Below are 26,351 nucleotides of genomic sequence, written 5' to 3' on the forward strand. Positions count from 1 at the left end.
CGGACGACGATGACCGCCTTCGCCATCGCTTCGCTCCTGCTCGACGGAGAGGTCGTGCCCGCCGTCATCCGTGACGAGCTCGTGTACGACATCCGGACGGCGCTGCCCGCCGTCGCACGCACCGCCGACCTGTTCGGTGACTGGGACCGCAACCTCGACCTCCTCGCCGACCACCTCGACCGCGGTGCCGCTCCCGCCGGCGGTATCGAGACGCTCCTCGCCGACCGCAGGGGACGGATGCTGCCACCTGTGCAGCCGGTGGGTCCTGTGATCGCCGCGGGGGCTAATTACCGAGAGCACATCATCCAGATGAGCGTCGCCCACGGCCTGGGCTCCGACGGGGCGTCGCCGCAGCAGCTGCGCGCCGAGGCGGCCGCCGAGATGGACGAGCGCATCCGCACGGGCGATCCCTACATCTGGACGGGCCTGGCATCGGCGGTGTCCGGCGCCCGCGACGACGTGGTGCTGCCCGATGTCGGGCACGACGTCGACTGGGAGATCGAGCTCGGCGTCTATCTCGGTCGCACCGCGCACCGTGTGGGCGCCGACGACGCGCTGCGGCACGTCGCGGGGTACACGATCGTCAACGACCTGACCGTGCGCTCGCTCGTCCCCCGCAACGACATGGCGAAGATCGGCACCGACTGGTTCCGCGCCAAGAATCAGCCCGGCTTCTTCCCGACCGGGCCGTGGCTCGTGCCCGCCCGCTTCGTGCCCGATCCCGGCGCGCTCGCGATGCGACTCCGGCTCAACGGGGAGGTGATGCAGGACTCCTCGAGTGCGGACCTGGCCTTCGACGTCCCCGCGCTGATCAGCTATGCGTCCTCGGTGGCGGTGCTGCAGCCCGGCGACCTGCTCATCACCGGGTCGCCCGCAGGCAACGGCTCCCACTGGGGGCGATTCCTGACAGACGGTGACGTGATGGATGCCGAGATCGAGGGTCTCGGAGCCCAGCGCACCGTCGTCCGCGGCGCGAGCGGAGAGCTGCCGCCCTGGCAGGCGAGTCGATGACGCTGCGGCAGAGCCAGTTCGTCCCGCCGGTTCCGCTGATCGTCGCCGAGGCCAACGGTCTGCTGGATCGCGTGGACGTCGACGCCCGCCGGACGACAGGAAGCCCGCATCAGCTCGCCGGTCTGCTCGCCGGAGACATCGATCTCGCCGTGACGGCGATCGACAACCTGTTCGCCTGGGTTCCTGCCGGAGCCGACGTGCAACTGGTGGCGCAGATGGAGAGCACCACAGCCCTCGGGATCTTCGCGATCGGCGGGCCATCGTCGCTGGCGCAGCTGACCGGCCGACGCTTCGGGGTGGACGCCGCAGGCAACGGGTTCGCGCTGGCAGCGCGCTGGCTTCTGGAGAGCGCCGGGGTGGGCGGCGTGGACTACGCAGAAGTGGGCGGTGTGAGAGAGCGCCTGGGTGCGCTGCTCGACGGCGTCGTCGACGCCACACTGCTCGGGCCTCCGTTCGACGCCACGGCGGTCGAGAGCGGGGCCGTGCTGCTGGGCAGGGTGCCGGAGATGCTCCCTGGTTTTCCCGGCCAAGGCCTCGTCGCCCGCGCCGACGCTTGCGGATCGGAAGATGTCGCGGCGTACCTCGACGCCCTGCACGAGGCCACGACGATCTCGAACCGGATCGAAGACGCGGAAGGGATCGACATGCTCGTCGCCGCGGGTTTCGGCAAGGCCGCGGCATCCGCGTGGGCGACCCGTCCGCGCACGCTGCGTGTGCCGGCCCCCGGCCTCGACGTGATCACGCGCGTCCGCGCGGATCTCGGGATGCTGCCGCCGGGAGTTCGGCTGGCTGACCTGTGCGTGCCCGGCATCCTCCAGGAGTGAGTCGTTCGGCACAGGCCGCCAGCCGTATCCGTCTACTCGTAGCGAAGCGAGTCGACCGGGTCAGCTCGTGCCGCGCGAGCGGCAGGTAGCGTCCCCGAGAGGAAGGCGATCACCATCACGAGCAGCACGATCGTGGCGATCGAGGCCGGGTCGAAGGCGATGAGCGTGAGTCCCGGCAGATCTGACAACAGCCCGTCGGCGAGGGCGGCGCTGATCCCGCTGCCGGCGAGCATGGCGATCGCCGCCCCGATCGCACTGCCGAGGAGACCCAGGAACGCGGCCTCGAGGCTGAAGAGCGTGAAGACACGACCCGAACCCATGCCCATCGCCTTCATCAGCCCGATCTCGCGGGTGCGCTCCTGAACCGACATGAACAGCGTGTTCACGATGCCGAACGCAGCCGCGAGGAGGGCGATGACCGCGAACGCGTTGAGCACGAGCACGATGCCGTCGATGACGGTGGTGATCGCGCCGAGTTGGTCCGCGACCGTGGTGCCGGTGAAACCCTCGTCGGCGAGGCGGTCCTTGAGGGCCTGGACCTCGGCGGCGGTCGCATTGGGATCGAACCACACGGTCGCGGAGGCATAGCGGTCGGCCTGGTCCGCCGTCAGACCGGTGCTCTGCGCGTCGAACAGCGCGTCGCTGAGTGCGTCGTTGACGAGGATGCTGGATCCGGTGGGACTGGCCAACGCATCTTCGACGACTCCGACGATCGTGGCGTCGACGGTGTGGGAGGCGCGCAGCGCGTCGGTGATCCCGATCGTGACTGCTCCCCCGATGGCGTCAGTGTTGCTGGTGAACCCCAACGCGTCGACGTAGGCCGCCGGGAGCGCCACCTCGAGCTCGGCAGTGTCGGGGTCGGGTTCGGCCCCCTCGGCGAGAACGACCGTCTGCCCGGGGATGAGGCTGCCCACGGAAGCGACGAAGCGAGTCCCGTCGCCTGCTTGGATGTAGTCGGGCGTGATGGTGCGCACGGCGTCGACGTCCAGCACGCCATCGATCCCCTCGAGGGTGGCGATGTCGTGGGGTGTGAGCGCGACCACGCTGATGCCCGGGACGCCGCTGGACATCGCGTCGGGGTCGTACTCGCGCGGCTCGCCGGAACTCGCCCCGGGCAGGCCCGCGGCGCTCTCGTCGGCACGGGTGACCGACATCGCATCAGAGGCGCCCACCCCCGATACGGTGTCGTCGATGTAGGCGTTGATGCCGGTGCCGAGCCCGCTGGTGAGTGTGAGGGTGAAGGCGCCCACGAAGATCGCGAGGATCGTGAGGATCGTGCGGGTCTTTGAGCGGAAGGTGTTGGAGACGGCAGAGCCGATCAGGTCGGAGATCTTCATGCCCGGGCCTCCGTCACCGCGAGTTCTTCGACGAGGATCCCGTCACGGATGACGACACGGCGATCGCAGCGGGCGGCGAGGTCGTCGTCGTGAGTGACGATCACGAGCGTGATCCCATGCTCCCGGTTCAGCGTGAAGAGGATGTCCTCGACCACGGAGCCCGTGGCGGTGTCGAGGTTGCCGGTCGGTTCATCCGCGAAGATGATCCGCGGGTTGTTGACGAGTGCGCGGGCGATGACCACCCGCTGCTTCTGACCTCCCGACAGATCCAGCGCCTTGTTCCCAGCCTTGTCTGCGAGATCGAGTTGCTCGAGTGCCGCCAGGCCGCGCCGTCGGCGCTCGCGACGACCGACACCGGCGATCTTCAACGGCAGGACGACGTTCTCGACGACGCTGTCCTTGCCCGTGAGGAAGAACTGCTGGAACACGAAGCCGAAGGTCTTGTTGCGGGTCCGATTGAGCCTCGCGCCGCGCAGGCCGGCGGTGTCGTTCCCCTCGAGCAGGATACGACCCGAGTCGGGGACGTCGAGCAGGGCCAGCAGATGCATGAGAGTCGACTTTCCCGAGCCGCTCTTGCCGACGATCGCGAGGGACTCGCCCTCTCCGATATCCAGACTCACCCCCCGGAGCGCCTCGAATCGGTTTTGGCCGCGGCCGTAGGTCTTGCGCAAGCCCGAGACCTGAAGGATGGGGGTGGACATGGCGAGGGCGCTCCGTTCCTGATCGTCGTCCCTCCAGCCTCGCGTCGCGCCCCCACGCCCGCGTCCTCCCTGAAGAGACACTTCGATACCGCGTCCGCGGTATGCCGCCTACAGCCGCCGCCGGATGCTCCACCCTGGCCCATCCGGCACACTGGTGGCGTGACGCAGCAGGCCGACCTCCCCGAGGTGCCCGCGGATCCGCACCCGGCACCGCGCTGGTTGCCCGACGCGCTCGTGACCTTGGTCGTGGTCACTCTCGCGTTCATCCCCTCGCCGGTCCCGGAGTTCCTCCCGACGGGACCCCTGACCACCGCACTGGTGCTGTCTCCGATCGTTATCCTGCCTTGGCGCCGGCGCTGGCCGCTGGGCGTTCTCGTGGTGCTGCTGGTGGTGTTCGGGCTCACCGCCGTCGCGGGGACGCTCTCCCCCGGCATCGCGATCGCGATCGGCGTGGCGACTTTCCAGATCGCGCTGCGCAGCAGTCGGCGGCGCGGGTTCATCATCGGCGCATGCGCAACCGTGACGATCATGCTGCTGGCGCTGCTCGCCTCGGTCTACAGCATGGTCGATCCGCGCGTGCTCCAGTTCGGGTTCATCGTCGCCCTCGGTGCGGCCGCGGGCGACGGGGCACGGTCGCGGCGCGCATACATCGCTGCGATCACGGAGCGCGCGGAACGCGCGGTGCAGACGCGGGAGGCGGAGGCTAGCCGGCGCGTCAGCGAGGAGCGTCTGCGGATCGCGCGCGACCTGCACGACACCGTCGCACACCAGATCGCCGTCATCAGCCTGAACGCCGGCGTCGCCAGCTCCGCCATCGACACGCGGCCCGAGCGCGCCAAAGAGTCGCTGCAGACGATCCGCTCCGCCGCGCGCACGGTCCTCGGCGAGATCGGCGACCTCCTCACGATGCTCCGCGCTGACGTGCCGGACGGATCCCGTCCCAGCCCGCAGCCGGGGCTGAGACAACTCGACGAGCTCGTCGCGCAGTTCGCCGCCTCGGGACTCGAGGTGCGCACGCGCCTCGAGGGGGACCTCGACCGAGTGACGGGTGTGGTCGACGTGGTTGCTTACCGTGTGATCCAGGAGGCGCTCACCAACGCGCACAAGCACGGCGCTCAGCACCGCGCGCATGTGCTGATCCGCACCGACACGGACGAGGTGGTCGTCACCGTGACCAACCCCGTCCGCTCGGGTGCGCCCGAGAGCCCTGCCGAGCAGGGGTCGGGCCTGGGGTTGATCGGGCTTCGCGAGCGCGTCGCATCGGTCCGCGGCGCGGTGAACGCGGGTCTCGCTCCGGCCGGTTTCAAGGTCGAGGCCCGCCTGCCTCTGACGCGGGAGGGGGCCGCATGATCACGGTGCTCATCGTCGACGACCAGACGCTGATCCGCCAGGCGGTTGCCGACATCCTCGCGGACCACGACGAGATCGCCGTGGTCGGCCAGGCCGCCGACGGGCAAGAGGCGGTCGAGATCGCGCGGGCATTGCACCCGGATGTGGTCGTGATGGACATCCGGATGCCGCATCTCGACGGCATCCAGGCGACGGCCGCGATCTGCGCCGACCCCGGCCTGGCCGACACGAAGGTGCTCGTGCTGACCACCTTCGAGGAGGACGAGTACCTCGTGGCGGCGCTCCGCGCGGGTGCGAGCGGCTTCATCGGCAAGGGCTCCGAGCCGGACGACATCGTCCGCGCCGTCCGCGCCGTGCACGCCGGCGATGCCCTGCTCTCGCCGCTGGCCACCCGCGCTCTCATCGACCGATTCGTCGCGACGCCGCCCGCCGCGCGCCTGGAGTCGTCGCCGCTCATCTCATCACTCACCGAGCGGGAGCAGGAGGTTCTCCGCATGGTGGCCAAGGGACGCTCCAACCAGGAGATCGCCGACGAGCTGTTCATCTCCCCGCACACCGCGAAGACGCATGTGAACCGGATCATGACGAAGGTCCACGCCCACGACCGCGCACAGCTCGTGATCCTCGCCTACGAGTCGGGGCTGCATACGCCCAGAGAGTAGCCCCGCTTGGCGTACCGCGCCCGCGGTACGCCAAGATGCCGCGCGAGGAGGACGCGCACTGCGGCGCACGCGAGGAGCATGACAGGGTGACCGATCACACCGTCTCCTCTTCCGTCGCCGATCAGGCCGGCGACCCGCCCGCCACCGACCGCCGCCGCATCCTGCTGGTGTTCGCCGGACTGCTGGTGGCGATGCTGCTGTCCTCGCTGGATCAGACGATCTTCTCGACCGCCCTCCCCACGATCGTCGGCGAACTCCACGGCGTGAGCCACATGCTCTGGGTGACGACCGGTTATCTGGTCGCGGCGACCATCATGATGCCCATCTATGGGAAGCTGGGCGACCTGATCGGGCGCAAGGGGCTGTTCATCGGTGCGCTCACGGTGTTCCTCATCGGCTCGGTCATCGGAGGCGCCGCGCCCGACATGACATGGCTCATCGTCGGACGTACCGTGCAGGGCGTGGGCGGCGGCGGCCTGATGATCCTGTCGCAGGCGATCATCGCCGACGTCGTCCCCGTGCGGGAGCGCTCGAAGTACATGGGCATCATGGGCGCCGTGTTCGGCATCTCGTCGATCGCCGGTCCGTTGCTGGGCGGGTGGTTCACCGAAGGCGTCGGATGGCGCTGGGCCTTCTGGATCAACATTCCGCTCGGGCTGGTCGCCATCCTCCTCGCTGCGGTGTTCCTGAAGATCCCGAAGCGCGCGACCAAGGTCACGTTCGACGTCTGGGGAACGGTGACGATGGCGATCTCGGTGACCGCCATCATCCTCGTCGCGTCGTGGGGCGGCACCGAATACGACTGGGATTCACCCACGATGCTCGCCCTCATCGCGACCGCTGTCGTCTTCGCCGCCCTGTTCGTGCTCGCAGAGCATCGCGCGGCCGAGCCGATCATCCCCCTCTCCCTGTTCGCCAGCCGCAACTTCGTGCTGGCGACTGCGGCAGGACTGGTGCTCGGGGTCGCCATGTTCGGGGCGCTGGCGTACTTGCCGACATACCTCCAGATGGTGACCGGAGTGAACGCCACCTCGTCGGGTCTGCTCATGCTGCCGATGATCGCGGGGCTCATGTCGACCGCGATCACAACCGGGTTCCTGGCGTCGCGGACCGGCCGGTACAAGTGGATGCCGATCGCGAGCATGATCGTCGTGGCCGTCGGACTGTGGCTGCTGTCCACGCTCACCGTCGATACCCCGCTGTGGGCGCTTATGGCCTACTTGTTCGTGCTGGGCGCCGGCATCGGGCTCTCGATGCAGATCCTCGTCCTGATCGTGCAGAACTCGTTTCCTGACTCGCAGGTCGGCACGGCCACGGCCTCGAACAACTTCTTCCGCGAGATCGGGGCGTCGCTGGGCGGTGCCGTCGTCGGAGCACTCTTCACCGCACGGCTTACCGGCCTTCTGGCGGAGCGGATGCCGGCGGGAGGGGCCGCGGGCGACACCGACTCGTTCACCCCGGCGGCCGTCAGCGCGCTGCCCGATGAGATCCGCGACATCATCGTCGGGGCCTACAACGACGCACTGACCCCCGTCTTCGCCATGCTGATCCCGCTTCTGGCCGCAGGCCTGCTGCTCGTCGTGTTCCTGAAGGAGGTTCCGCTGCGCGCCACCCTCGACGCAACCGAGGAAGCAGGCGCAAAGGTCACGATGTAGCGGTTGGTCCGACACGGTCCGTAGCGTATGCTTACCCACCGACCGCACGCCGGACGAAGGGATGGCCATGACGTCTGCCGGCATCGCCCATGCTCTCGGAGTTCCGCTCCGCATCAACTCGGTGACGATCAAGAACCGGATCATCCTCGGCCCGATGGCGGTACTGCGGCCGACCGAGGACGGGCGCGTGAGCGACCAGTCGATCGCCTTCCTCGAGCGCCGGGCGCGAGGCGGCGTCGGACTCGTCATCGTCGGCGGAACCGTCGCGAGCGAGCGGGGCTGGAACGAGTCGCCGTTCTCGCCCAACATCCGCTTCGACAAGGACGAGTTCGTTCCCGACCTCGCGCGGCTCGTGGACGCAGTGCACGCCGCGGGCGCGAAGGTCTTCGCGCAGATCTTCCCGAGCTTCGGACGCATGGGGGTGCCGCGTGACGGCGCGAGGCTGGTCGCCGCCAGCCCGAAACCGGTCGTCCTGGGGGCTCAGGGTCTTCCCGACCACGTCTACGTCCCCGGCGGACGAACAACGCCGGTGCCCGACGAAGCCACCATCGACGACATCGCCGAGATCCAGGCCCACACCGTCGCCGCCGCGCGGCGGGCCAGAGCAGCGGGATTCGACGGCGTCGAGATCGGCGCCCACATGTGCTACTTCTACTCGTCGTTCCTCTCACCGCTCGCGAACCAGCGCACCGACCAGTACGGCGGCAGCGCCGAGAACCGCGCACGCGCCCTGCGCGATGCGGTGGCCGCCACGCGCGCGGCGGTCGGGCCGCACTTTCCGATCGGCATCCGTGTGAGCGTCAACGACCACATGCCGGGCGGCCAGGGCCCCGAGGGATTCGCCGAGGTGGTTGCGCATATCGCGCCGGCGGGCCTGGACTTCGTGTCGCTGAGCGAGGCAAACTACGAGTCGATGGGGGTCAACGTTCCCTCCACGTCGGGCACCATGCTCGCGCACGGCGAGCCCCAGACCTTCCGCGCCGGATTGGGCGACATCCCGCTCTTCCTCTCCAGCACGCCCCATCCGCAGCAGGCCGCCGATGCGATCGCCGCCGGCCACGCCGACGCCTCCATGCTCGCGCGCCAGCTGCTGGCAGATCCCGACTACGCCATCAAGGTGCTCGGCGCCCGCCGGTCTGAGATCGTGTGGTGCGACCACGCCAACTCGTGCCTCAGGCGCCTGATGACGAACGTGCCCGTCGCGTGCCACAAGAACCGCGAGATGGGGCGCGAGGATCCGCGCGCGGCGCGGGCGGGCGCGCTTCAGAACGCCTTCATCTGGGCGGCTGGCAACGCGGTGCTGATGAAGATCGCCGACACCACCGCGCGGATGCTCCCCGCCAAGCGGACTCACTGAAGGAGACGCGATGGCCCCCGCTTTCAAGCTCGTGCTGCTGCTGCGCTCGTCCGACGCGCACGACGCCGACGCCTTCACCCAGGCCTGGTCGCGGCTCGATGCCGAACACCCGCTCGAGGCATCCGGCCTCGTCGCTGCGGCCTTCAACGCGCCGGTCGCCGGCCGCGTCCCCATCTCGCACATCGGCGCCGCGCCGTTCGACGCCGCGTTCGAGACGTGGTGGGCGCGCAAGAACGACGCCGCCGACTGGGTCGTCTCCCGCGCGTTCAGTGAGGAGTGGCTCCCGCGACGTCAGGACCTCCTCGCGGTGCGACCCACCGGCATCGGAGGAGCACCGCAGTTGCTGTGGGAGAGCGATGCGCCGGTGCCCCCCCAGGCCGTCAAGGTCTTCACGCTGCCGGTGTCGCGGCGGCGCCTGAGCTTCGCGGAATTCAGCGAGCACTGGACCGGCCCTCACGCGCAGCTCGCGCTCGATGGGCCCGGCACTCGTGAGCGCCTGCTCCGCCTGGAGGACACCCCCGCACCCCTGGCCGTCAGCACCCGCCTCGAGCGCGGCCGCTACGACGGCGTGGGAGCCCTCACCTTCGCGTCGATCGACGCGCTGGAGGCAGAGTTCGCCACCGAGCACTACCGCGAGAAGCTCGCCGCAGACGAGCTCGTGTTCACCGAACCGGAGTTCTCGGCGGGCATCCTCACGCGGGAGATCTCCCGGATCTGACGTTCTTTCCAACCCGGTGTCCGCGCGGTCGCCCGCGGCGCCACGGGCCGATGCAGCGACCGGAAGGGGCTGGACCATGGCTGGAAGGCTGGAGGGCAAGGTCGCCGTCATCACCGGGGCGGCGAGCGGAATCGGGCGCGCGACCGCCGAGCTGTTCGTGGCGGAGGGTGCGCGCGTCATCGCCGCCGACATCGACGACGAGCACGGCGCGGAGCTGGACGGCGCACACGGCGACCGGTTGCGCTATCGCCACGCCGATGTCACGAGTGAGACCGACATCGCCGCTGTGGTCGACGCCGCCGCGGAAGAGTTCGGCCGGCTCGACATCATGTTCAACAACGCGGGCGCTCCCGGCGACCCTGCGCCCGTGCTGGAGCTCACCGCCGCGGGATTCGACCGCACCCTTGCGATGCTCGCACGGTCGGCACTGCTGGGAACGCGGTTCGCGGCGCAGCGGTTCCGCGCCCAGGATTCGGCGGGGTCGATCATCAACACCGCAAGCTCCGCGGGACTCCAGGGCGGCCGGAGCACCGCCGGATACTCCATCGGCAAGCACGCCGTGATCGGCGTGACGCGTCAGTCGGCCGCCGAACTCGGGCCCCACGGCATCCGTGTCAATGCCATCGCCCCGGGCATCATCCGCACGCCGATCATGGCGCGCAGCTTCGGGGTACCGCTGGAACGCGCGGACGAGTTCGCGGAGTTCCTCAACGAACGCCACGGGCCGCTGCAGCCCATCGGGCGCCTCGGCCTTCCGAGCGACATCGCCGAGGCCGCGCGCTGTGGCTCGGCAGCGACGCCTCGACGTTCGTCACCGGCATCGTGCTCCCCGTCGACGGGGGCGCGACGTCCATCTACGCCGGGGCGGGCGGCGGCGATGTGCTCGACCTCGTGCACGCCTTCCTGTCCCCGTCCGAGGGTTGACGCGCGGGGTCGATCGCGAATTATAATCGGTACGTATCGTTTCCTATCGCGGCGCTCGCCGCAGGTCGTGTCGGTGAACAGCTCGAAGAGGAGTCGTCCATGCCCGCATCTATGAACCCGCCCGTGGTCGCCGCATCGGAGGTCGGCCCCTGGATGAACGAGGCCGACGTCATCGTCGTCGGCGGTGGCGCCTCCGGATTCACCGCGGGGCTGGTCGCCGCAGATGCGGGCTTGCGCGTCCTTCTCCTCGAGAAGGCAGACGCGATCGGCGGCACGTCGGCGAAGTCGGGCGCCGGCATGTGGGTGCCGGCGAACAGGCACATGCGCGCGGCCGGCATCGCCGACCCGCTCGACCGGTGCCTGGTGTTCCAGGCCCGCACGTCGCGGCCGCACCGCTTCGCCCCGTCGAGCCCGACCCTCGGACTGGAGCAGTGGGAGTACGACCTGCTCCACACCTTCACCCACCACGCCGGCCGGGCCTTCGACGCGCTCGAGGACATGGGCGCGATCCAGACGATGTGGATGCCGGCCTTCCCCGACTACTACCCCCAGCTCGTCGACGGCCACCTGACCACGGGCCGCGTGCTCGTGCCGATCCAGCCCGACGGCGCTGCCGGCCAGGGCGTCGAGCTGATCCGGCAGCTGAGCACCGCATTCGATGAGCGCGGCGGCGATACCCGGGTCGCGCATCGGGTGGTCAGCGCGGTCGTCGACGATGACGTGGTGGTCGGAGTGATCGCGGCCACGCCCGACGGCGACGTCGCGCTGCGCGCACGCCAAGGGGTGGTCTTCGCGTCTGGCGGATTCACGCACAACCCCGAGCTGCGCGACAACTTCCTGCCTCATCCGGTCTTCAGCGGGTGTGCCGTGACCACGAACGAGGGGGACTTCATCCCGATCGCCGAGAGCCTCGGCGCGCCGCTGCGAAACATGAACAACGCGTGGAACTCGATGGTGCTGCTGGAGCACGCGGTCGCCGACGACCCGATCATGGTGGCTACCTTCGAGATCGTCGGGCGCAGCATCCTGCTCGTCAACCGCGCGGGAAGACGCGTCGCGAACGAGAAGCAGATCTACTCCGAGTCGTACGCCGTGCTCGCCGAGTGGGACGGCACGCGCGCCGAGTACCCGAACCTGCCGCTGATCGCGGTATGGGACCAAGCCAACGCCGACGAGTTCGGCGGCCTGATGCTCGACGGCGGCATGATGCCGCCCGCGGGCGCGAGCGAGGCCGAGCGCGCGCACGTGATCTCGGGAGCGACGCTCGACGAGCTCGCGCAGGGCATCCGCGAGCGTTTCGCCACGTACGCCGGCCACATCGGCGGCGTCTCGCCCGCCGCAGACTTCGAGGAGCGGCTGGCGGAGACGATCGAGCGGTTCAACGAGTTCGGGCGCGCCGGGCGCGACGAGGACTTCCACCGCGGCGAGGCACCCATCGAGCAGTACCTGCAGTCCCTGCAGGAGGCCGCCGCATCGATCGGCGAGGGCGCAGGCTTCATGGAGGCGAACTCGTCGCTGCAGTCGCAGTCGTGGACCGTCGACGGCCAGGAGGCGCCGCAGGGTCTCCTGGCGGAACGCGTTCCCGGCGCCGGGGTCGCGAGTGCCACGTTCGCCCCCCTCGCCGACGAAGGCCCGTACTACGCCGCCCTGCTGGTGCCGGGCACGCTCGACACCAAGGGCGGCCCGAAGACCGATCTCCACGGGCGGGTGCTCGACCATCTCTCGCGCCCCATCCGCGGCCTCTACGCGGTCGGCAACTGCGCGGCATCGCCCTCGGCGCACGCGTACTGGGGTGCCGGCGGCACGCTCGGCCCCATGATCACCTTCGCGTGGCTGGCCGGTCATCACATCGCCGCGTCGGCCGCCGCCGACGCCGTCGCCATCGCCATCGCTGCCGAGGCGACCCGATGACCGACATCCAGGAGCACACCGACATGTCCCCGAGCGAACACCTCCCCGTCGAGCCGGCCGTCCTGCGACCGGCGGACGATCAGACATGGGATGCCGAGGCCGACGTCATCGTCGTCGGCACCGGCGTCGCCGGAGACACGACCGCCATCCATTGCGCCGACCTCGGCGCCTCCGTGATCATGCTCGAGAAGTCTGCCGCGCCGGGTGGGACCAGCGCGAAGTCCGGCGGCGGCATGATGGTGCCCAACAACAGCTACCAGCGCGCCCTCGGCGACGTGGAGTCCAAGGAGGACTTCATCGCCTTCCTCGCCCGGGTCGGGCGGCCGCTGCTCTACTCGGCATCCCACCCCACCTTCGGTCTGCCGCAGTGGGAGTACGACCTCATCGAGGCCTACTTCGACCACGCCGGGGAAGCGCTCACACGTCTGGAGGAGCTCGGCGCGCTGCGCGTCATGCACATCGCCGGCTGGCCCAGCTACAGCGACGTGCCCGAGGACCGGATGCCGCGCGGGCGCTACGTCGTGCCGCAGGACGACGCCGGCGAGATGTCCAACGGGCGCAACGCGATCGAGCGGATGATGCGCACGCTCGACGAGCTCGGCGTCGAGGTGCGGCTCGGATTCCGTGTCGACGGCGTCTACGTCAACGACGCGGGCGCCGTCGTCGGCGTGCGCGGGCACGACGGCGCGGCCTCGCGATCGATCCGCGCTCGCAAGGCGGTGGTGTTCGCCAGCGGCGGCTTCACGCACAACACGCCGTTGACGCGGGAGTACATGAACGGCCGCATCGTCGGCGGCTGCGCGGCCGTGACGAACACCGGCGACTTCCTGCAGATCGCCAAGAGCCTCGGCCTGCCCCTGCACCAGATGGACGAGGCCTTCTGGGCGCCGGTCGTGTGGGAGCAGGCGCTCGCGCACGACCCGACGTTGATCGCGAACTTCAACTGCGCGGGCGACAGCATGCTGGTGGTCAACAAGTACGGCGACCGGATCGCGAACGAGAAGGTCACCTACCACGACCGCACGCGGTCGCACTTCCTGTGGGATCCGACCCTCGTCGAGTACCCGAACTTCCTTCAGTTCGTCGTGATGGACAAGCGCTGCCGCGATCGATACGGCTACGACGGGTTCATCGACCTCACGGCCGGCAACTTCATCCCGCGCGTCGGCGAGACCTCGCCGTATTTCCTCGAGGGCGCGACCCTCGAGGAGCTGGCGGAGCGGTTCGCCGAACGGCTCGCACAGCACCCGGACGAGGCCGCCGGCACGCGCCTCGCCGAAGACTTCGCCGAGAGCCTCCGCAGCTCCATCGAGCGCTTCAACGGCTTCGCGCGCCAGGGGCGCGACGACGACTTCCACCGGGGTCAGACGGCGATCGAGCAGTTCTTCATGGGGCTCGACAACCAGCTGCGGCCCGCCGAGGCGGACCCCGACGACAGCGCCGGACAGCTCGACCCCACGCTGCACCCGCTCGCGGACGAGGGCCCGTACTACGGCATCATCCTGGCGCCCGGGGTCCTCGACACCAAGGGCGGGCCCAAGGTGAACGCCACACTGCAGGTGCTCGACGGAGACGGGCGACCGGTGCCCGGTCTCTACGGGCTCGGCAACTGCGTCGCGTCGGCGTCTGGCCAGGCCTACTGGTCCGCCGGCTGCACATGGGGCCCGTACCTGACCTTCGGCTACATCGCCGCCCGGAGCATCGTCGGCGAACCCGAGAAGCACGTCGGCGCCGGGCGCGACACCGCCCGCGTCCTCGTCTGAGCCCACGAAGGAGCACGCATGCACGACCCTGCTGCCAGCCCCGTCCTCGACGGCATCGCCACGCCCGACCCGCTGTTCACCCCGATCACGATCAACGGGCACACCGCCCGCAACCGGTTCGCACTGCCGGCGATGCAGCGAGCCTCGCTCGACTTCCGCCCCACGCCGCGGATGGCGCCTACTCTTCGCGCGGTCGCCGAAGGCGGCTGTGGCCTGATCATCTCGGAGGGCTCGTCACCCGATCATCCCGCCGCCTACTGGCAGCAGGTATTCAGCGTCATCGGAGACGACACCGTGCCCGAGTGGTGCGAGGTGGCGGGCGCCGTGCTCGCCACGCCCGGCGTGCTGTTCCTCATGCAGCTGTGGCACCCGGGGGCGATCCGGCTCGTGACCGACGCCATGCGCAACCCGTACCCCGATCAGCCCACGCTCAGCCCGTCGGGCCTGGTGCAGGAGGGGCGGCGCAACGGGCGCGCGATGTCGGCGCAGGAGTTGCGCGAGACGCGCGACGCCTACGTGCGCAGCGCGCTCATCGCACGCGACCTCGGCGCGCACGGCGTCGAGGTGCACGCGTGCCACGGCTACTTCCTCGATCAGTTCCTCTGGCACGAGACCAACAAGCGCACCGACGCATACGGCGGCGCCACGCTGGCGGAACGCGCCGCCTACCCGGCCGAAGTCGTGGCCGCGATCCGGGAGGCGACCGGGCCCAACTTCGTCATCTCGTTCCGGTTCTCGCAGTGGAAGGAGGTCGACTACACCGCACGCATCGCGCAGCATCCCGATGAGCTCGGCCCGTTCCTCGAGCGGATGCGCACGGCGGGCGTGGATCTCTTCAACGTCTCGACTCGGCGGTTCGACACCGTCGCGTGGCCCGAGCTCGACGCAACGCGGACCTTGCCCGCCTGGGTGAAGACGTTCACCGACGCCCCCGTGCTGGCGATCGGCAGCGTGGGCCTGTCCACCGACTTCGCCCACGACATCCTCGAGAACGAGGAGCCCCGCTCGCAGGCCGAGCATGACATCGATCGCGTCCGGCGCGGCCTGGAGGCCGGCGAGTTCGACCTCATCGGGGCCGGCCGCTCGCAGATCGCCAATCCCGACCTGGTGTCGCGGGTACTGTCGGGTGAACTCGGCGCCGTGCGCAGTTTCCGCAAGGCGCGCGACCTGGCCGGTGTGGACGAGCACTTCATCCACGTGGGGCAGATCGTGGCGCAATCGCGCAAGAAGGACTGACCGCCGGCCAGCCGCGGGACGCACTATGCCCGGCATCAAGCTCTTCGACCCGTTCTCGCGTCGCACAGACCTCTCGCGCGCCGAGTTCTCGCACCACTGGATCACGTATCACGCCGAGATCGTCAAGGACTTCCGTCGCATCACGCGCTACGTGCAGAGCGTGCGCCTCGACGACACGCCCGCCCTGCTCGGCGAGCTGTTCGAGCCGTCCGGATGGGACGGATGCGCCGAGACGTGGCATGCCACGCCAGCCTCGGTGCTCGCGATGCCCGGCGAGCCGCGCTTCGAGGAGCTGATGGCCGACGAGCGCAACTTCCTCGACCTGACACGACCCCGCCATCTGATCCAGTCCGAGGAACACCTCATCGATGAGGACGACTTCGATCCCCGCACCCGCGGCGTGAAGCTCCTCGTCTTCGTTCGGCGTCGGCCCGAGGTGAGCGCGCGCGCCTTCGCGGACCGCTGGCAACCGCCCGCCCACGACGACAGGGACCTCGGACGCCGACTGGGCGTCACCCGGCACGTGCGATGCCCGGCGATCGGCCATGTGGCGCGCGAGGCCGAGACCGGTCCAGACGCGCGGGAGGCGGCATCCGATCCCGAAGGGTACGACGGGGTCCACGAGCTGTGGTGGCAGGACGGGCGCGCGATGCGCGAGGCGCTCGCGACGCAGCCCGACGCGGCGCGACGCCTGCTGGTGGGCGACGTGGTCGACGCCGGGCGCTCGACGACGCTGGTCGCGCACGAGCGGATCATCGTCGCCTGACGCGGATGCCGCGGCCGCACGGTGCGCGATGAAAGCGGGTGCCGGCGACCGACCGCCCCGCCGCGCCTATTCCGCGGGGAGCCCCGCCGTCTCGCCGCCGTCGATCACGAACTCGGCGCCGGTCGCGAACGAGCTCTCGTCTGAGGCGAGGTAGACGACCAGCTCCGAGATCTCCTCCGGGCGGCCGGCGCGGTGCATCGGCACGTGCGGGAAACTGTCGAAGAAGCCGTCGATCATGGGCGTCTGGATGTTGCCGGGATGGATCGAGTTGACGCGGATGCCCCGCGGTGCGAGCTCCATCGCGGCCGACTTCGTCAGGCCGCGCAGCCCGAATTTGGAGGCGTTGTAGCCGGCGACCCGGGCGAAGCCGCGCAGGCCGGCCGTCGACGAGATGTTGACGATGGATGCCGAACCGGCGGCCGTCATCAGGGGCGTCACCGCTCGGATGCCCTTGAATGCTCCGGTCAGGTTGATCGCGATGATGCGGTCCCACGCGGCGTCCTCGTACTCGTCGATCGGCGCGAAGTCGAGGATCCCGGCGTTGTTGACGAGCACGTCGAGGCGCCCGAACGTGTTCTCGATATGGGCAACCACGGCCGCCCACTGGAGCGTGCTCGTGACGTCGAGGCGGAGGTACGACACGGCGTCGCCGAGCATGGCGGCGACCTCCGCGCCGCCCAGTTCGTCGAGATCCGCGATGAGGACGCGCCCGCCTTCACGGGCGATCGCCCGTGCGTGCGACACGCCCATGCCGCCGCACCCGCCGGTCACCAGCGCGACCTTTCCGGCCAGCCGCCCGCTCATGACCCCGCCCTCCGCAGGTGCCGCGGGGCGCACGCGCCCGCGAGCACCGGCTCAGAAGCGGTCCCGCACATGACGCTCCCTTCCGTAGAGCGCGACCACGGCGAGGATGATGATGCCGTACACGATCCTGCTCTGCGCCTCGGCGAGACCGCGGCTGGTGATGATGGTCGCGACGACCGTCAGGATCAGGGCGCCGAGTGCGGTGCGGGTGAAGCTGCCGCGCACGGACCCGAATGTCGTTCCGCCGACCAGCACCGCTGCCAAGCCGGAGAAGAGATACGGATCGCCCGTGCCCTGCGCCCACCCCGAGCCGAACGCCGCGACGAACATGCCCGCGATGCCGGCCAGCGCGCCCGAGAGGGCGAACACGCCGGTCCAGATCACCGCCGTGTTCACGCGGGTCAGCGCTGCCGCCTGCGGGTTGACGCCCGTGGCGTAGAGCCGGCGCCCCGTGGCGGTGCGCGAGAGGAACAGCCACAGGACGATGCCCAGGAGGACCACGATCGGGATGATCGGCGGGATCGGGAGGCCGAACGTCGTTCCCGTGAGCTGAGCCAGCGACCGCAGGTCCGCCGGCGGCTGCCCGTTGTAGTCGCCGTTGACGAGGAACATCGCTCCCCCGGCGAGGATCGCCCCGACGCCGAGCGTGAACACCAAGGGCTGGATGTGCAGCCGGTGGCATGCCGCGCCGACCAGCGCCCCGATCCCGCCGCACACGACGACGGTGACCAGCAGCGCGAACCACGTCGGCCAGCCGAGCCTGCTGGTGGCGTTCGAGGCGATCATCGCCCCGAAGAGGATGTAGCCGGCGACGGCGAGGTCCATTCCGCCCAGGATGACCACGAGCGTCTGTCCCATCGCGGCGAGCGCAAGGAGAGAAGCGAGCACCAGGATCGCCACGGCAGCCTGGGGCCGCGCGACGAAGGCGGGGATGAGGGCGACGAGGATCGCGACGAGCACGATCAGCACGAGCATCTGGACGAAGGGGGTGTCTACGGCCCACCGGCGCATCCGCGCCCACCCTCGGGCGGGCGGAAGGGGCACGGTCAGGGATCGCGTGATGCCCGTCGAGGGATCGGTCATGCGCGGCTCCTTCTCAGTCGCGGGGAGAGGAGTGTGGCCCCCAGCAGCACGCCGAGCACCAGCACCAGTCCGTAGGTGACCTGGATGAGGCTGGGCTGCACGCCGGCCGCCGTCAGCAGCTGCTGCACCAGGTAGATGACGACGGCACCCAGGAAGGTGCCCAGCAGTCCGCCGCGCCCGCCGCCGAGGCTGGCGCCGCCCAGCACCGCCGCGGCGATGCCCAGCAGCGCGTAGGTCGTGGCAAGCGAGGACTGCGACGACTGCAGGAGCGCCGAGAGCGCGATGCCTCCCACGCCGGCGAAGACGCCGCCGAGCGTGTAGGCGAGAACGCGGACGAGCGTGACGTCCACCCCCGAGCCGTACGCCGAGATGTCGCTCTCGCCGGTGGCGAGCAGGTTGCTCACGAATGCGGTCCGCCGCAGAGCGAACCAGGCGAGCGCCACGATGCCCATGGTGAGGGCAGCGGCGGGGAACCAGCCCCACGAACCGGCGAGCGCGTCGCTCCAGTTCGCGGGAGCCGACACGGGTTGCTTCGAGATCGTCACGGCGGCTCCCACCAGCACGAAGAACACGCCGATCGAGGCGACGACGGGGTGCAGCCGCACCACCGCCACGAGGACGCCGGTGACCGTGCCGACGGCAGCCGAGGTGAGCAGCAGGATCGGCACCGCGATGTACCACTCGCCCCAGCCGGCAGGCAGAAGCACCGCGATGAAGAGGCAGTTGATGAGGGTCGCCAGCGGCCCGACCGAGATGTCGATGCCACCCGAGAGGATCGCCGGCGTCGAGGCGAATCCGACGAGGACGAACGGCGCGAGGGTCGCGAACGTCGCGGGCAGCCGCTCGGGCGAGAGGAAGCTCGGGCTCACGACGAGGTTGACGATGAGCAGGATCAGCGCGAGCACGAAGGCGAACGCCCAGCTTCGCCGCTGGAGGAAGTCCTGGACACGGCTCATGCGACCGCTCCCGCTCGCTGGCCGAAGTAGGCGGCGACGACGGCCTCGCTCGTGAGGCCCTCCCGGGGGATCTCCGCGAACACGGACTGATCGCGGAACACGAGCACGCGATCGACGAGCTCGACCAGTTCCTCCACCTCGCTCGAGAGCAGGACGATGCTCATGCCGTCGGCGCACAGCCGGTCGAGGGTCGCGTAGATCTCGCGCTTGGTCATGATGTCCACTCCTCGCGTCGGGTCGTTCAGCAGCAGCACCTTCGGCTCGGTGGCCAGCCATCTGGCGAGGACCACCTTCTGCTGGCTCCCGCCAGACAGGCTCGAGATCGGGTCCTCCTGCGTGCCGAGGCGGACCTTCAGCGCCGTGACGAACTCCGCGAACCGCTCCCTCATGCGCCCGGCGCTCAAGAGGGGGCCCCGGCGATCCTGCTGCAGCGTCGGGAGGGCGAAGTTGTCGCGGATGGACATCGACTCGAAGAGCGATTCCCCCCGGCGCTCGCGCGGCAGGTAGGCCACCCCGAGTTCGGCGCCGTTACCGGGACGGATGCCGATGTCCGGGCTCAGCACGCGGGTCACGGTTCCCTCCCCCTCGGTCACGCCTGCGAGGCGCTTGAGGAACGCGTCCTGACCGTGCCCCTCGAGGCCCGCGAGTCCCACGAGTTCCCCCGCCCTGAGCGTGAGGTCGATCGGCGCCGCGCCGGGGGCGAGCGTCACGCCGTCAGCGCGCAAGGTCGGGTCGCCGATCGGGCGGTCGTGGTCGAGGCCTTGGACGACACCGCTCGATCCGGTCATGTCGGCGATGAGGCGATCCACCGCGACGTCGGCACGGTCCACGGTCGAGACGGTGCGCCCCGACCTGAGCACCGAGACGCGGTCCGAGATCTCCTGGACCTCGTCCATGCGGTGCGAGATGAAGAGCACCCCGACCCCGTCGGCGGTGAGACGGCGGATCTCGGCGAAGAGCCGGTCGCGGGTCCGCACGTCCAGCGCGGCCGTCGACTCGTCGAGAACGAGAATGCCGGGCTCGCGCACGAGTGCCCTCGTGATGCAGATCGCCTGCCGCTCGGACAGCGAGAGACTGCCGGCCGGGGCGTCGAGGTCGACCCCGTCGATGAGCCGTCCGAGAGTCTCGGTCGCGATGCGGCGTTGCGCCGGACGGGCAAGTCGCCGGACGAACACGCCGTCGGTGCCGAGCCAGATGTTGTCGAGCACCGACTGGCTCGTGGCGGTGAGCACCTCCTGGAACACGACGGCGATCCCCCTCCGGTGAGCCTGTCGGGGGCTGCGGAGCGCAAGCGAGGCCTCGCCCATCGTGAGCGAGCCGGAGTCGGGGCGGTGAACGCCGCCGATGATCTTGACGAGCGTCGACTTGCCCGAGCCGTTCTCGCCCAGGAGCGTGTGCACCTCGCCGGGACGGAGGTCGAGTTCCGCATCCACGAGCGCGCGCGTCGCACCGAAGTGCTTGCTGATCCCGGTGAGCCTCAGCCCACTCGCGGCAACCGACATCCTGACTCCTCATCGAGCTCACCCGCACGGGGTTGGTGATCAGATACTAGACGAACCGTATCGGATGTGTCTATCCTGAGCTGGCGCAACGGATGCGCCCACTCGAAGAGGAGTTGCACACATGCTCAAGCCCGCACGCACGGCGCGGTTGGGGACCGTCGCCACAGCACTCGTCACCATCGGAGCACTCGGCCTCGCCGGCTGCTCGCCCGCCGCGAGCGACACGCCCAGCGACAGCGCATCGACCCCCGCCGCAGACGGCTGCGGCTCCATCCCCCAGCTCGGCGCGAACGACCCGAACGGTCTCCTGGACAGCCTCAGCCCCGAGCTGAAGGACGGCTACAACGCCTACGACATCGAGATCCAGGAGTCGGCCTGGGCGGACTGGAAGTCTGAGAAGACGGAGGGCTTCACTGCCGCGATCGTCGGGCAGGCCCCGGCCGCCCCGTACATCGCGACGTATCAGGCGCAGCTGCTGGAATCGCTCGAGGCGCAGGACGTCGAGGTCGTCGCCAACCTCGCCCCCAACGACCCCACCGATGTGCCGGGCCAGATCCAGATGTTCAACCAGGCGCTCTCGCTGAAGCCTGACATCATCTTCCTCAACCCGGCGGCGCCGGAGGCCGCGGTCGATCTCGTCGCCCAGGCGCACGACGCAGGCGTCCCGGTGATCTCGACCGTCGTCCCGCTCGACTCCCCCTACGCCATCAGCGTGGCCAACAACTCGAACCTCCAGGCGATGGAGACCGCCGCCGGCGTCCTCGGGGCGATCGGCGGGAAGGGCACCGTGCTGCAGGTCGACGGCGTTCCGGGCATCCCTCCGCAGCTGTTCTGGGAGGACGGCATCGCCAACGCGCTCGAGCTGTGCCCCGACGTGACGATCGCCGGTCAGGTGCAGGGCTTTTTCCAGCCCCCGGCCGCCCAGCAGGCCGTCGTCCAGTATCTCGCCACCAATCCCGCGGGGGTGGACGCCGTGTTCCAGGCCGGCTCAATGGGCTGGGCGATCCGTGACGCCTTTACCCAGGCGGGCCTGCCGGTGCCGCCGATCCAGGACATCAACGCGTCGCAGGGCATGGCCGCGTACGCGGCGGCGAACCCGGACTACCCGTACTACGGCACCGCGACCCCGCCGATCCCCGCCGCGAAGGCCGCGGCGCAGATCGGGCTCAAGGTGCTCGCGGGCGCGGGCCCGAAGGTCAACCAGATCGTGTGGGCCCCCTACGTGGTCGACCAGGACAACATCGGCGACGTCGTCGACCCGTCGTGGTCCGAGTCGGACGGCACCGACCTGACGGTGGACGGCGTCTACCTCACTGACGACCAGATCGCGGAGTTCTTCACCAACCCCGACCTCGGCCCGAAGACGGCCGAATGACCACAAGGGGTGGGCGGCAGAGCCGTCCACCACCCCTTCTCGGTCCATCGTTCCGATACAATACGTTGCGTATCGCATAACCGGAGGAAGCACACTATGAAGTTCGGACGAATCGCCGTCGACTCCCCCGATGGCCGCCAGATTCGCGTCATCGCGGCGGAGCCCGAGAACAACCGCGTCGTCGACCTGCGGCGGGCGTACGCTCTCGCCCTGCAGCGGGGCGGTGCGACAGAGGACGGAGCGCGCCATCTGGCCGCGGCGACCTTCGGCGATCTGACGCGGGGCATCTCGACCGGCGACTTCTTCGTCGACGCCGCCCACCACGCGCTGACGGCAGCCGCCGACGCGTCCGCGCCGCTCGACGACGCCTCCTTCGTGGCGGCGATCAAGCCGCCGGTGCTGCGCGACAGCCTCACCTTCAACGGCCACATCAAGAACTTCTTCGGCAACGTCATGAAGACGACGCCGACGCGCGCCGTCTACGAGCGGCCCGGCTTCTTCAAGGGCTCCACCGCGACGATCTACGGCACCGGGGAGACGATCCCGTACCCGAGCATCACCGAGCAGCTGGACTACGAGCTCGAGATCGGATACGTCATCGGCAAGCCCGGCCGCAACATCACGCCTGAGAACGCGTTCGACCATGTGTTCGGCATCACGATCTTCAACGACTTCAGCCTGCGCGACGTGCAGGTGCTCGAGAGCCCCATCGGGATGGGCGCGCAGCACTCGAAGGACTTCGCTTACGGCATCGGTCCGTGGATCGTGACGATGGACGAGATCCCGTCGATCATCGGACTCACCGGCCAGGTGCGGGTGAACGGCGAGGTGTGGTCGGACACGCGCGTCGAGGACTTCATCTGGACGCCGGAGGAGACGGTCTCGTACGTCTCGCAGCTCGACGGCCTGCAGCCGGGCGACCTGATCGGCTCGGGGACGATGGCGTTCGGAGCCGGGGCCGAGCTGCGGCGCTTCCTACAGCCGGGCGACCTTCTCGAGCTCGAGCTCGAGAAGGTCGGCGTGCTCCGCTCGCCGATCGCCGCGCAGAAGGAGACCCCGTCCTGGTGGCCGAGCCCGCAGCCGTTCCCGTTCGAGGAAGGCGCGAGCGCATGACCTCGTCCCCCCAGGTGCGCCGCGTCGTCACCGGCCACGACGACCAGGGCCGGGCCGTGATCCTCATCGATGACATCGCCCCGAACTCGTTCGCCTCCGAGGTCATCCCCGGCTTCGGTGCCGCGGTCCCGTGGCTGACGACCTGCCCCACCGACCACGTGTCCGACGCGGACCCCGTCGGGCCGGGGTCGGCGACGCCGACGTTCCCGCGCGTCGGTGAGACGGTGTTCCGGGTTGCGGAATTCCCCCCCGACTCCGCGTATCCGAGCGACGCCCAGGACCGCATCTTCGACGAGATCGACGGCAAGGCCGAGGCCGCCGAGGGCGCCAAGCACTCCGACGGCAAGCACTTCTGGTTCCACCGCACCGACTCGCTCGACTACGCCATCGTGCTGGAGGGCGAGATCACGCTCTTGGTGGACGACGGGGAGGCGACGCTGCACGCCGGCGACGTCGTGGTGCAGCGGGCCACGAGCCACGCCTGGTCAAACCGCACCGACCGCGTCGCCCGCGTGGCGTTCGTTCTCATCGGCACCGAGCCGCTTTCGGCCGAGGAGATCGCCGCCCGCCGTCGGGGCGTTCCGGTGGAATCGAACCGGCTGTGATCGTCAACCCGGAAGCGGGCGTCGGAGAGGTCGCCTGGCGCCTCGAGCCGTCGCTTCGGGCGCAGACGAACGTCGCCCGCTTCACGGCGTTCCTCCGAGCCCGTGGTGTCGAGCTCGGGGAGGATTACGACGACCTGTGGCAGTGGTCGGTGGACGAGCCTGAGAAGTTCTGGTCGGAGTGGGCGGACTTCGCCGGCGTGACGATGGGCGGCCCCGGGGGACCCGTTCGCAGCGCGGATCCGATGCCCGGCACACGGTGGTTCCCCGGCCGGCGGCTCAATTGTGCGCGCGAGCTGCTCGCCGGGCATGAGGGCACTGCGATCGTCGCGCTGTCCGAGCGCGGCGAGCGCACCGAGGTCTCGTTCGCCGATCTGCGCGCCGAGGTCGCCGCGTTCGCCGCGCATCTGCGCGCTCATGGGGTGGGCGCGGGCGACCGCGTGGTCGGCATCCTTCCGAACATCCCTGAGGCGGTGATCGCGCTGCTGGCGACCGCCTCGATCGGCGCGGTGTGGTCGGTGTGCGCACCCGAGTTCGGCCCCGGCGCGATCGTCTCGCGGTTCGCCCAACTCGAGCCGAAGGTGCTGATCGCTGTGCCCGGGTACGAGTTGGGCGGCACGGACCGGCACCGCGAGGCGGAACTGGCCGAGGTGCTGGGCAGCCTTCCCAGCGTGCGACACGTCGTCTGGGTGACCGGCCACACGAATGCGAGACCGGTCGACTCGGTCGCGGAGTCGTGCGGCTGGGCCGATGCCCTGCGTGCCGGCGCGGAGCCCGCCTTCGTCGACGTCGACTTCGACCATCCGCTGTGGGTCCTGTTCTCATCGGGCACGACCGGCGTGCCCAAGGGGATCGTGCACGGCCACGGCGGCGCCTTGCTGGAGCAGCTGAAGCTGTGCAGCATCCACGATGACATCCGGCCGGGCGATCGCGTGCTCACGATCGCCTCCACCAGCTGGGTCGTGTGGAACGGGCTGGTCGCGGCGCTCGGCGTCGGCGCCACCATCGTTCTGCTGGACGGCAACCCGACCTACCCGGGGCTGGACCGCGTCTGGCAGGTGGCGGACGGCGAGCGGGTGAGCGTGCTCGGCGTGGGGGCGGGTTTCGTGCATGCGTGCGCGAAGGACCGCCTCGAGCCCGCTCGCGACCACGATCTGTCGGCTCTCCGGGTCGTCACCGTCACAGGGTCGCCGCTGTCGGCCGACGGTTATCGGTGGGTCTACCGAAGCGTCGGTGATGTGTGGCTCACGTCGCAGAGCGGCGGCACCGACATCGCCTCGATCTTCGTCGGCGGGGTTCCGACGCTGCCGGTTCGCGTCGGGTACATCCAGGCTCCGGCCCTCGGGGTGCGCGTCGAGTCGTGGGATGCCGATGGCTATCCGACTCTCGGGCGCGGCGAGCTGGTCGTTTCGGCGCCGCTCCCGTCCATGCCCCTCAGGTTCTGGGGCGACCCCGAGGGTGAGAGGTACCACGACAGCTACTTCTCGACGTTTCCCGGCGTGTGGCGTCATGGCGACTTCATCGAGTTCTCGAAGGAGGGCATCGTGATCCACGGGCGTTCCGATTCGACGCTCAATCGCAACGGCATCCGCCTCGGCTCAGCCGACATCTACGCGGCGGTCGAGCGGCTTCCGCAGATCGCCGAGGCGATGATCGTCGGGGTGGAGCTCGGCACCGACTACTACATGCCGCTGTTCATCGTGCTCACTCCAGGGGCGGACGCGGAGGATGCCCGAGCCGCCGTCCGCGCGTCCATCCGGACGAACCTGTCACCGCGATACCTGCCCGACGACATCGTCGTCATGCCCGGCATCCCGCACACGAAGACCGGGAAGAAGCTCGAGGTCCCCGTAAAGCGCCTGCTCCAGGGCGCGCCGCTCGACGAGGTCGTCGACCGGGGCGCGGTCGACGATGCCGCGCTCCTGGACCATTTTGCGGTGTTCGCTCGAACGAAGAGCTCGACCGCCGGGGCCAGCCTATGAGACGGCGCGCCCCGGTGAACGTTTCGTATCGAACGACGAAGATCTAGGGTCGATCCGTGGCAATTCGCAGTGAACAGAGCCGGCAGGCCATCCTCCAGGCGACGATGAAGCTCCTTGACGAGCGCGAACCCGATTCGATGTCGGTGCAGCAGCTGTCCATCGAGCGCATCGCGCGCGAGGCAGGAGTCAGCAAGACCACCATCTACCGCTGGTGGCCGAGCAAGGCGGCCGTGATCATCGACACCTTCCTCGAGAAGCACATCCTTCAGACGACGCTGCGGGACGACCTGCCCCCCGTGGACGCTCTCCGCGAGCACGTCGTCTCACTCGCGAAGGTCTACGCCGGACACGAGGGTCGCCTCATGGCGCAGCTGATCGCGGAGAGCCAATACGACCCCGCCACCCTCGACGCCTTCAAGACGCTGTTCTGGCGTCCTCGCCGCGAGGTGGTCAACCGGGTGATCGAACGAGGGATCGCCGAAGGATCCATCCGCGACGGCTATTCTCCCGATGAACTCGCCGAGCGGATCTACGCGCCGATCTACTTTCAGCTCCTCTTCCGTGAAGGCAGCTTCGACGCCGACACGATCGCAGCGGGCTTCGAGCTGGCGCTGCACGGGATCGCGGGGCGCAGCGGCTGAACGGCGTGACTGTCGTTTGACAACGTGCCGTCGCGCGACGTGAACGCAGCGCCGCATCCACCGAACGGATGACATCCG

Annotated in this window: 23 protein-coding genes; 17 read left to right on the forward strand and 6 right to left on the reverse strand. The window is 69.6% G+C overall.

The genetic code is table 11. The features are described 5' to 3' along the window. The first annotated feature begins 9 nt into the window (after nt 1–9). Nucleotides 10–1,011: a fumarylacetoacetate hydrolase family protein gene (locus JNB61_RS11405; protein WP_220339706.1), complete on the forward strand. Its 1,002-nt coding sequence runs from the start codon at nt 10–12 to the stop codon at nt 1,009–1,011. Then, complete coding sequence (locus JNB61_RS11410) at nt 1,008–1,835, forward strand: ABC transporter substrate-binding protein (protein ID WP_220339707.1); 828 nt, start codon at nt 1,008–1,010, stop codon at nt 1,833–1,835. Before JNB61_RS11405 ends, JNB61_RS11410 begins: the two co-directional genes overlap by 4 nt. 32 nt (nt 1,836–1,867) lie before the next feature. Here JNB61_RS11410 and JNB61_RS11415 read toward each other — a convergent pair whose 3' ends face one another. Further along, nucleotides 1,868–3,172 (reverse strand): ABC transporter permease, encoded by a 1,305-nt coding sequence (locus JNB61_RS11415; RefSeq protein ID WP_220339708.1) that lies wholly within the window; start codon nt 3,170–3,172, stop codon nt 1,868–1,870. Further along, nucleotides 3,169–3,873: an ABC transporter ATP-binding protein gene (locus JNB61_RS11420; protein ID WP_220339709.1), complete on the reverse strand. Its 705-nt coding sequence runs from the start codon at nt 3,871–3,873 to the stop codon at nt 3,169–3,171. Before JNB61_RS11420 ends, JNB61_RS11415 begins: the two co-directional genes overlap by 4 nt. A 159-nt stretch (nt 3,874–4,032) precedes the next feature. On the opposite strand from JNB61_RS11420, the gene JNB61_RS11425 reads away from it, so the two are divergent. From JNB61_RS11425 to JNB61_RS11470, 10 genes are all read left to right on the forward strand, one after another. Then, a complete protein-coding gene (locus JNB61_RS11425; protein ID WP_308291255.1) occupies nt 4,033–5,223 on the forward strand; it encodes a sensor histidine kinase in 1,191 nt (396 codons plus the stop codon). Beyond that, nucleotides 5,220–5,885 carry a response regulator gene (locus JNB61_RS11430; RefSeq protein WP_220339710.1) on the forward strand — a complete coding sequence of 222 codons (666 nt, stop codon included), beginning with the start codon at nt 5,220–5,222 and terminating at the stop codon, nt 5,883–5,885. The genes JNB61_RS11425 and JNB61_RS11430 overlap by 4 nt, the downstream gene beginning before the upstream one ends. Nucleotides 5,886–5,971: 86 nt before the next feature. Continuing rightward, complete coding sequence (locus JNB61_RS11435; RefSeq protein ID WP_308291256.1) at nt 5,972–7,540, forward strand: MDR family MFS transporter; 1,569 nt, start codon at nt 5,972–5,974, stop codon at nt 7,538–7,540. 67 nt (nt 7,541–7,607) lie between these two features. Further along, complete coding sequence (locus JNB61_RS11440) at nt 7,608–8,897, forward strand: oxidoreductase (protein ID WP_220339712.1); 1,290 nt, start codon at nt 7,608–7,610, stop codon at nt 8,895–8,897. A 10-nt stretch (nt 8,898–8,907) separates the two neighbouring features. After that, entirely contained in the window at nt 8,908–9,615 is a 708-nt protein-coding gene (locus JNB61_RS11445) for an EthD domain-containing protein (RefSeq protein ID WP_220339713.1), read from the forward strand. A gap of 76 nt (nt 9,616–9,691) precedes the next feature. Beyond that, on the forward strand, nt 9,692–10,654 hold the full coding sequence (locus JNB61_RS11450) for an SDR family NAD(P)-dependent oxidoreductase (protein ID WP_220339714.1): 963 nt from the start codon (nt 9,692–9,694) through the stop codon (nt 10,652–10,654). Continuing rightward, complete coding sequence (locus tag JNB61_RS11455; protein ID WP_220339715.1) at nt 10,639–12,450, forward strand: FAD-dependent oxidoreductase; 1,812 nt, start codon at nt 10,639–10,641, stop codon at nt 12,448–12,450. The genes JNB61_RS11450 and JNB61_RS11455 overlap by 16 nt, the downstream gene beginning before the upstream one ends. After that, nucleotides 12,447–14,213, forward strand: a complete 1,767-nt coding sequence (locus tag JNB61_RS11460; RefSeq protein ID WP_220339716.1) for an FAD-dependent oxidoreductase — start codon at nt 12,447–12,449, stop codon at nt 14,211–14,213. The genes JNB61_RS11455 and JNB61_RS11460 overlap by 4 nt, the downstream gene beginning before the upstream one ends. An 18-nt stretch (nt 14,214–14,231) precedes the next feature. Then, the gene (locus JNB61_RS11465; RefSeq protein WP_220339717.1) at nt 14,232–15,449 is read left to right on the forward strand and encodes an oxidoreductase; all 1,218 of its coding nucleotides are present in this window, start codon (nt 14,232–14,234) and stop codon (nt 15,447–15,449) included. Nucleotides 15,450–15,474: 25 nt separating this feature from the next. Continuing rightward, nucleotides 15,475–16,215, forward strand: coding sequence for an EthD domain-containing protein (locus JNB61_RS11470; protein ID WP_220339718.1), 741 nt, complete (start codon nt 15,475–15,477; stop codon nt 16,213–16,215). Between the two features lie 66 nt (nt 16,216–16,281). On the opposite strand, the gene JNB61_RS11475 is transcribed toward JNB61_RS11470, so the two are convergent. Genes JNB61_RS11475 through JNB61_RS11490 form a run of 4 tightly spaced genes read right to left on the reverse strand, consistent with a single transcriptional unit; the run spans nt 16,282 to nt 20,560 of the window. Further along, entirely contained in the window at nt 16,282–17,019 is a 738-nt protein-coding gene (locus JNB61_RS11475; RefSeq protein ID WP_220289202.1) for a glucose 1-dehydrogenase, read from the reverse strand. A 51-nt stretch (nt 17,020–17,070) separates the two neighbouring features. Beyond that, the gene (locus JNB61_RS11480; RefSeq protein WP_220339719.1) at nt 17,071–18,102 is read right to left on the reverse strand and encodes an ABC transporter permease; all 1,032 of its coding nucleotides are present in this window, start codon (nt 18,100–18,102) and stop codon (nt 17,071–17,073) included. Continuing rightward, on the reverse strand, nt 18,099–19,058 hold the full coding sequence (locus tag JNB61_RS11485; RefSeq protein ID WP_220289204.1) for an ABC transporter permease: 960 nt from the start codon (nt 19,056–19,058) through the stop codon (nt 18,099–18,101). The genes JNB61_RS11480 and JNB61_RS11485 overlap by 4 nt, the downstream gene beginning before the upstream one ends. Then, complete coding sequence (locus JNB61_RS11490) at nt 19,055–20,560, reverse strand: sugar ABC transporter ATP-binding protein (RefSeq protein WP_220339720.1); 1,506 nt, start codon at nt 20,558–20,560, stop codon at nt 19,055–19,057. Before JNB61_RS11490 ends, JNB61_RS11485 begins: the two co-directional genes overlap by 4 nt. A 121-nt stretch (nt 20,561–20,681) precedes the next feature. Between JNB61_RS11490 and JNB61_RS11495 the strand changes: the two genes are divergently transcribed. The 5 genes from JNB61_RS11495 (at nt 20,682) to JNB61_RS20490 (ending at nt 26,273) form a co-directional block, all read left to right on the forward strand. Next, nucleotides 20,682–21,935, forward strand: coding sequence for a substrate-binding domain-containing protein (locus tag JNB61_RS11495; protein ID WP_220289206.1), 1,254 nt, complete (start codon nt 20,682–20,684; stop codon nt 21,933–21,935). A gap of 96 nt (nt 21,936–22,031) precedes the next feature. Further along, nucleotides 22,032–23,048, forward strand: a complete 1,017-nt coding sequence (locus tag JNB61_RS11500) for a fumarylacetoacetate hydrolase family protein (RefSeq protein ID WP_220339721.1) — start codon at nt 22,032–22,034, stop codon at nt 23,046–23,048. After that, nucleotides 23,045–23,653 carry a cupin domain-containing protein gene (locus JNB61_RS11505; RefSeq protein ID WP_220289208.1) on the forward strand — a complete coding sequence of 203 codons (609 nt, stop codon included), beginning with the start codon at nt 23,045–23,047 and terminating at the stop codon, nt 23,651–23,653. The genes JNB61_RS11500 and JNB61_RS11505 overlap by 4 nt, the downstream gene beginning before the upstream one ends. Then, the gene (locus JNB61_RS11510; protein ID WP_220339722.1) at nt 23,650–25,632 is read left to right on the forward strand and encodes an acetoacetate--CoA ligase; all 1,983 of its coding nucleotides are present in this window, start codon (nt 23,650–23,652) and stop codon (nt 25,630–25,632) included. Before JNB61_RS11505 ends, JNB61_RS11510 begins: the two co-directional genes overlap by 4 nt. Nucleotides 25,633–25,688: 56 nt before the next feature. After that, on the forward strand, nt 25,689–26,273 hold the full coding sequence (locus JNB61_RS20490) for a TetR/AcrR family transcriptional regulator (protein WP_220289210.1): 585 nt from the start codon (nt 25,689–25,691) through the stop codon (nt 26,271–26,273). The last annotated feature ends 78 nt before the right edge of the window (nt 26,274–26,351 follow it).

It is taken from the genome of Microbacterium ureisolvens (genome assembly GCF_019511645.1).
GTDB lineage: Bacteria > Actinomycetota > Actinomycetes > Actinomycetales > Microbacteriaceae > Microbacterium > Microbacterium ureisolvens_A.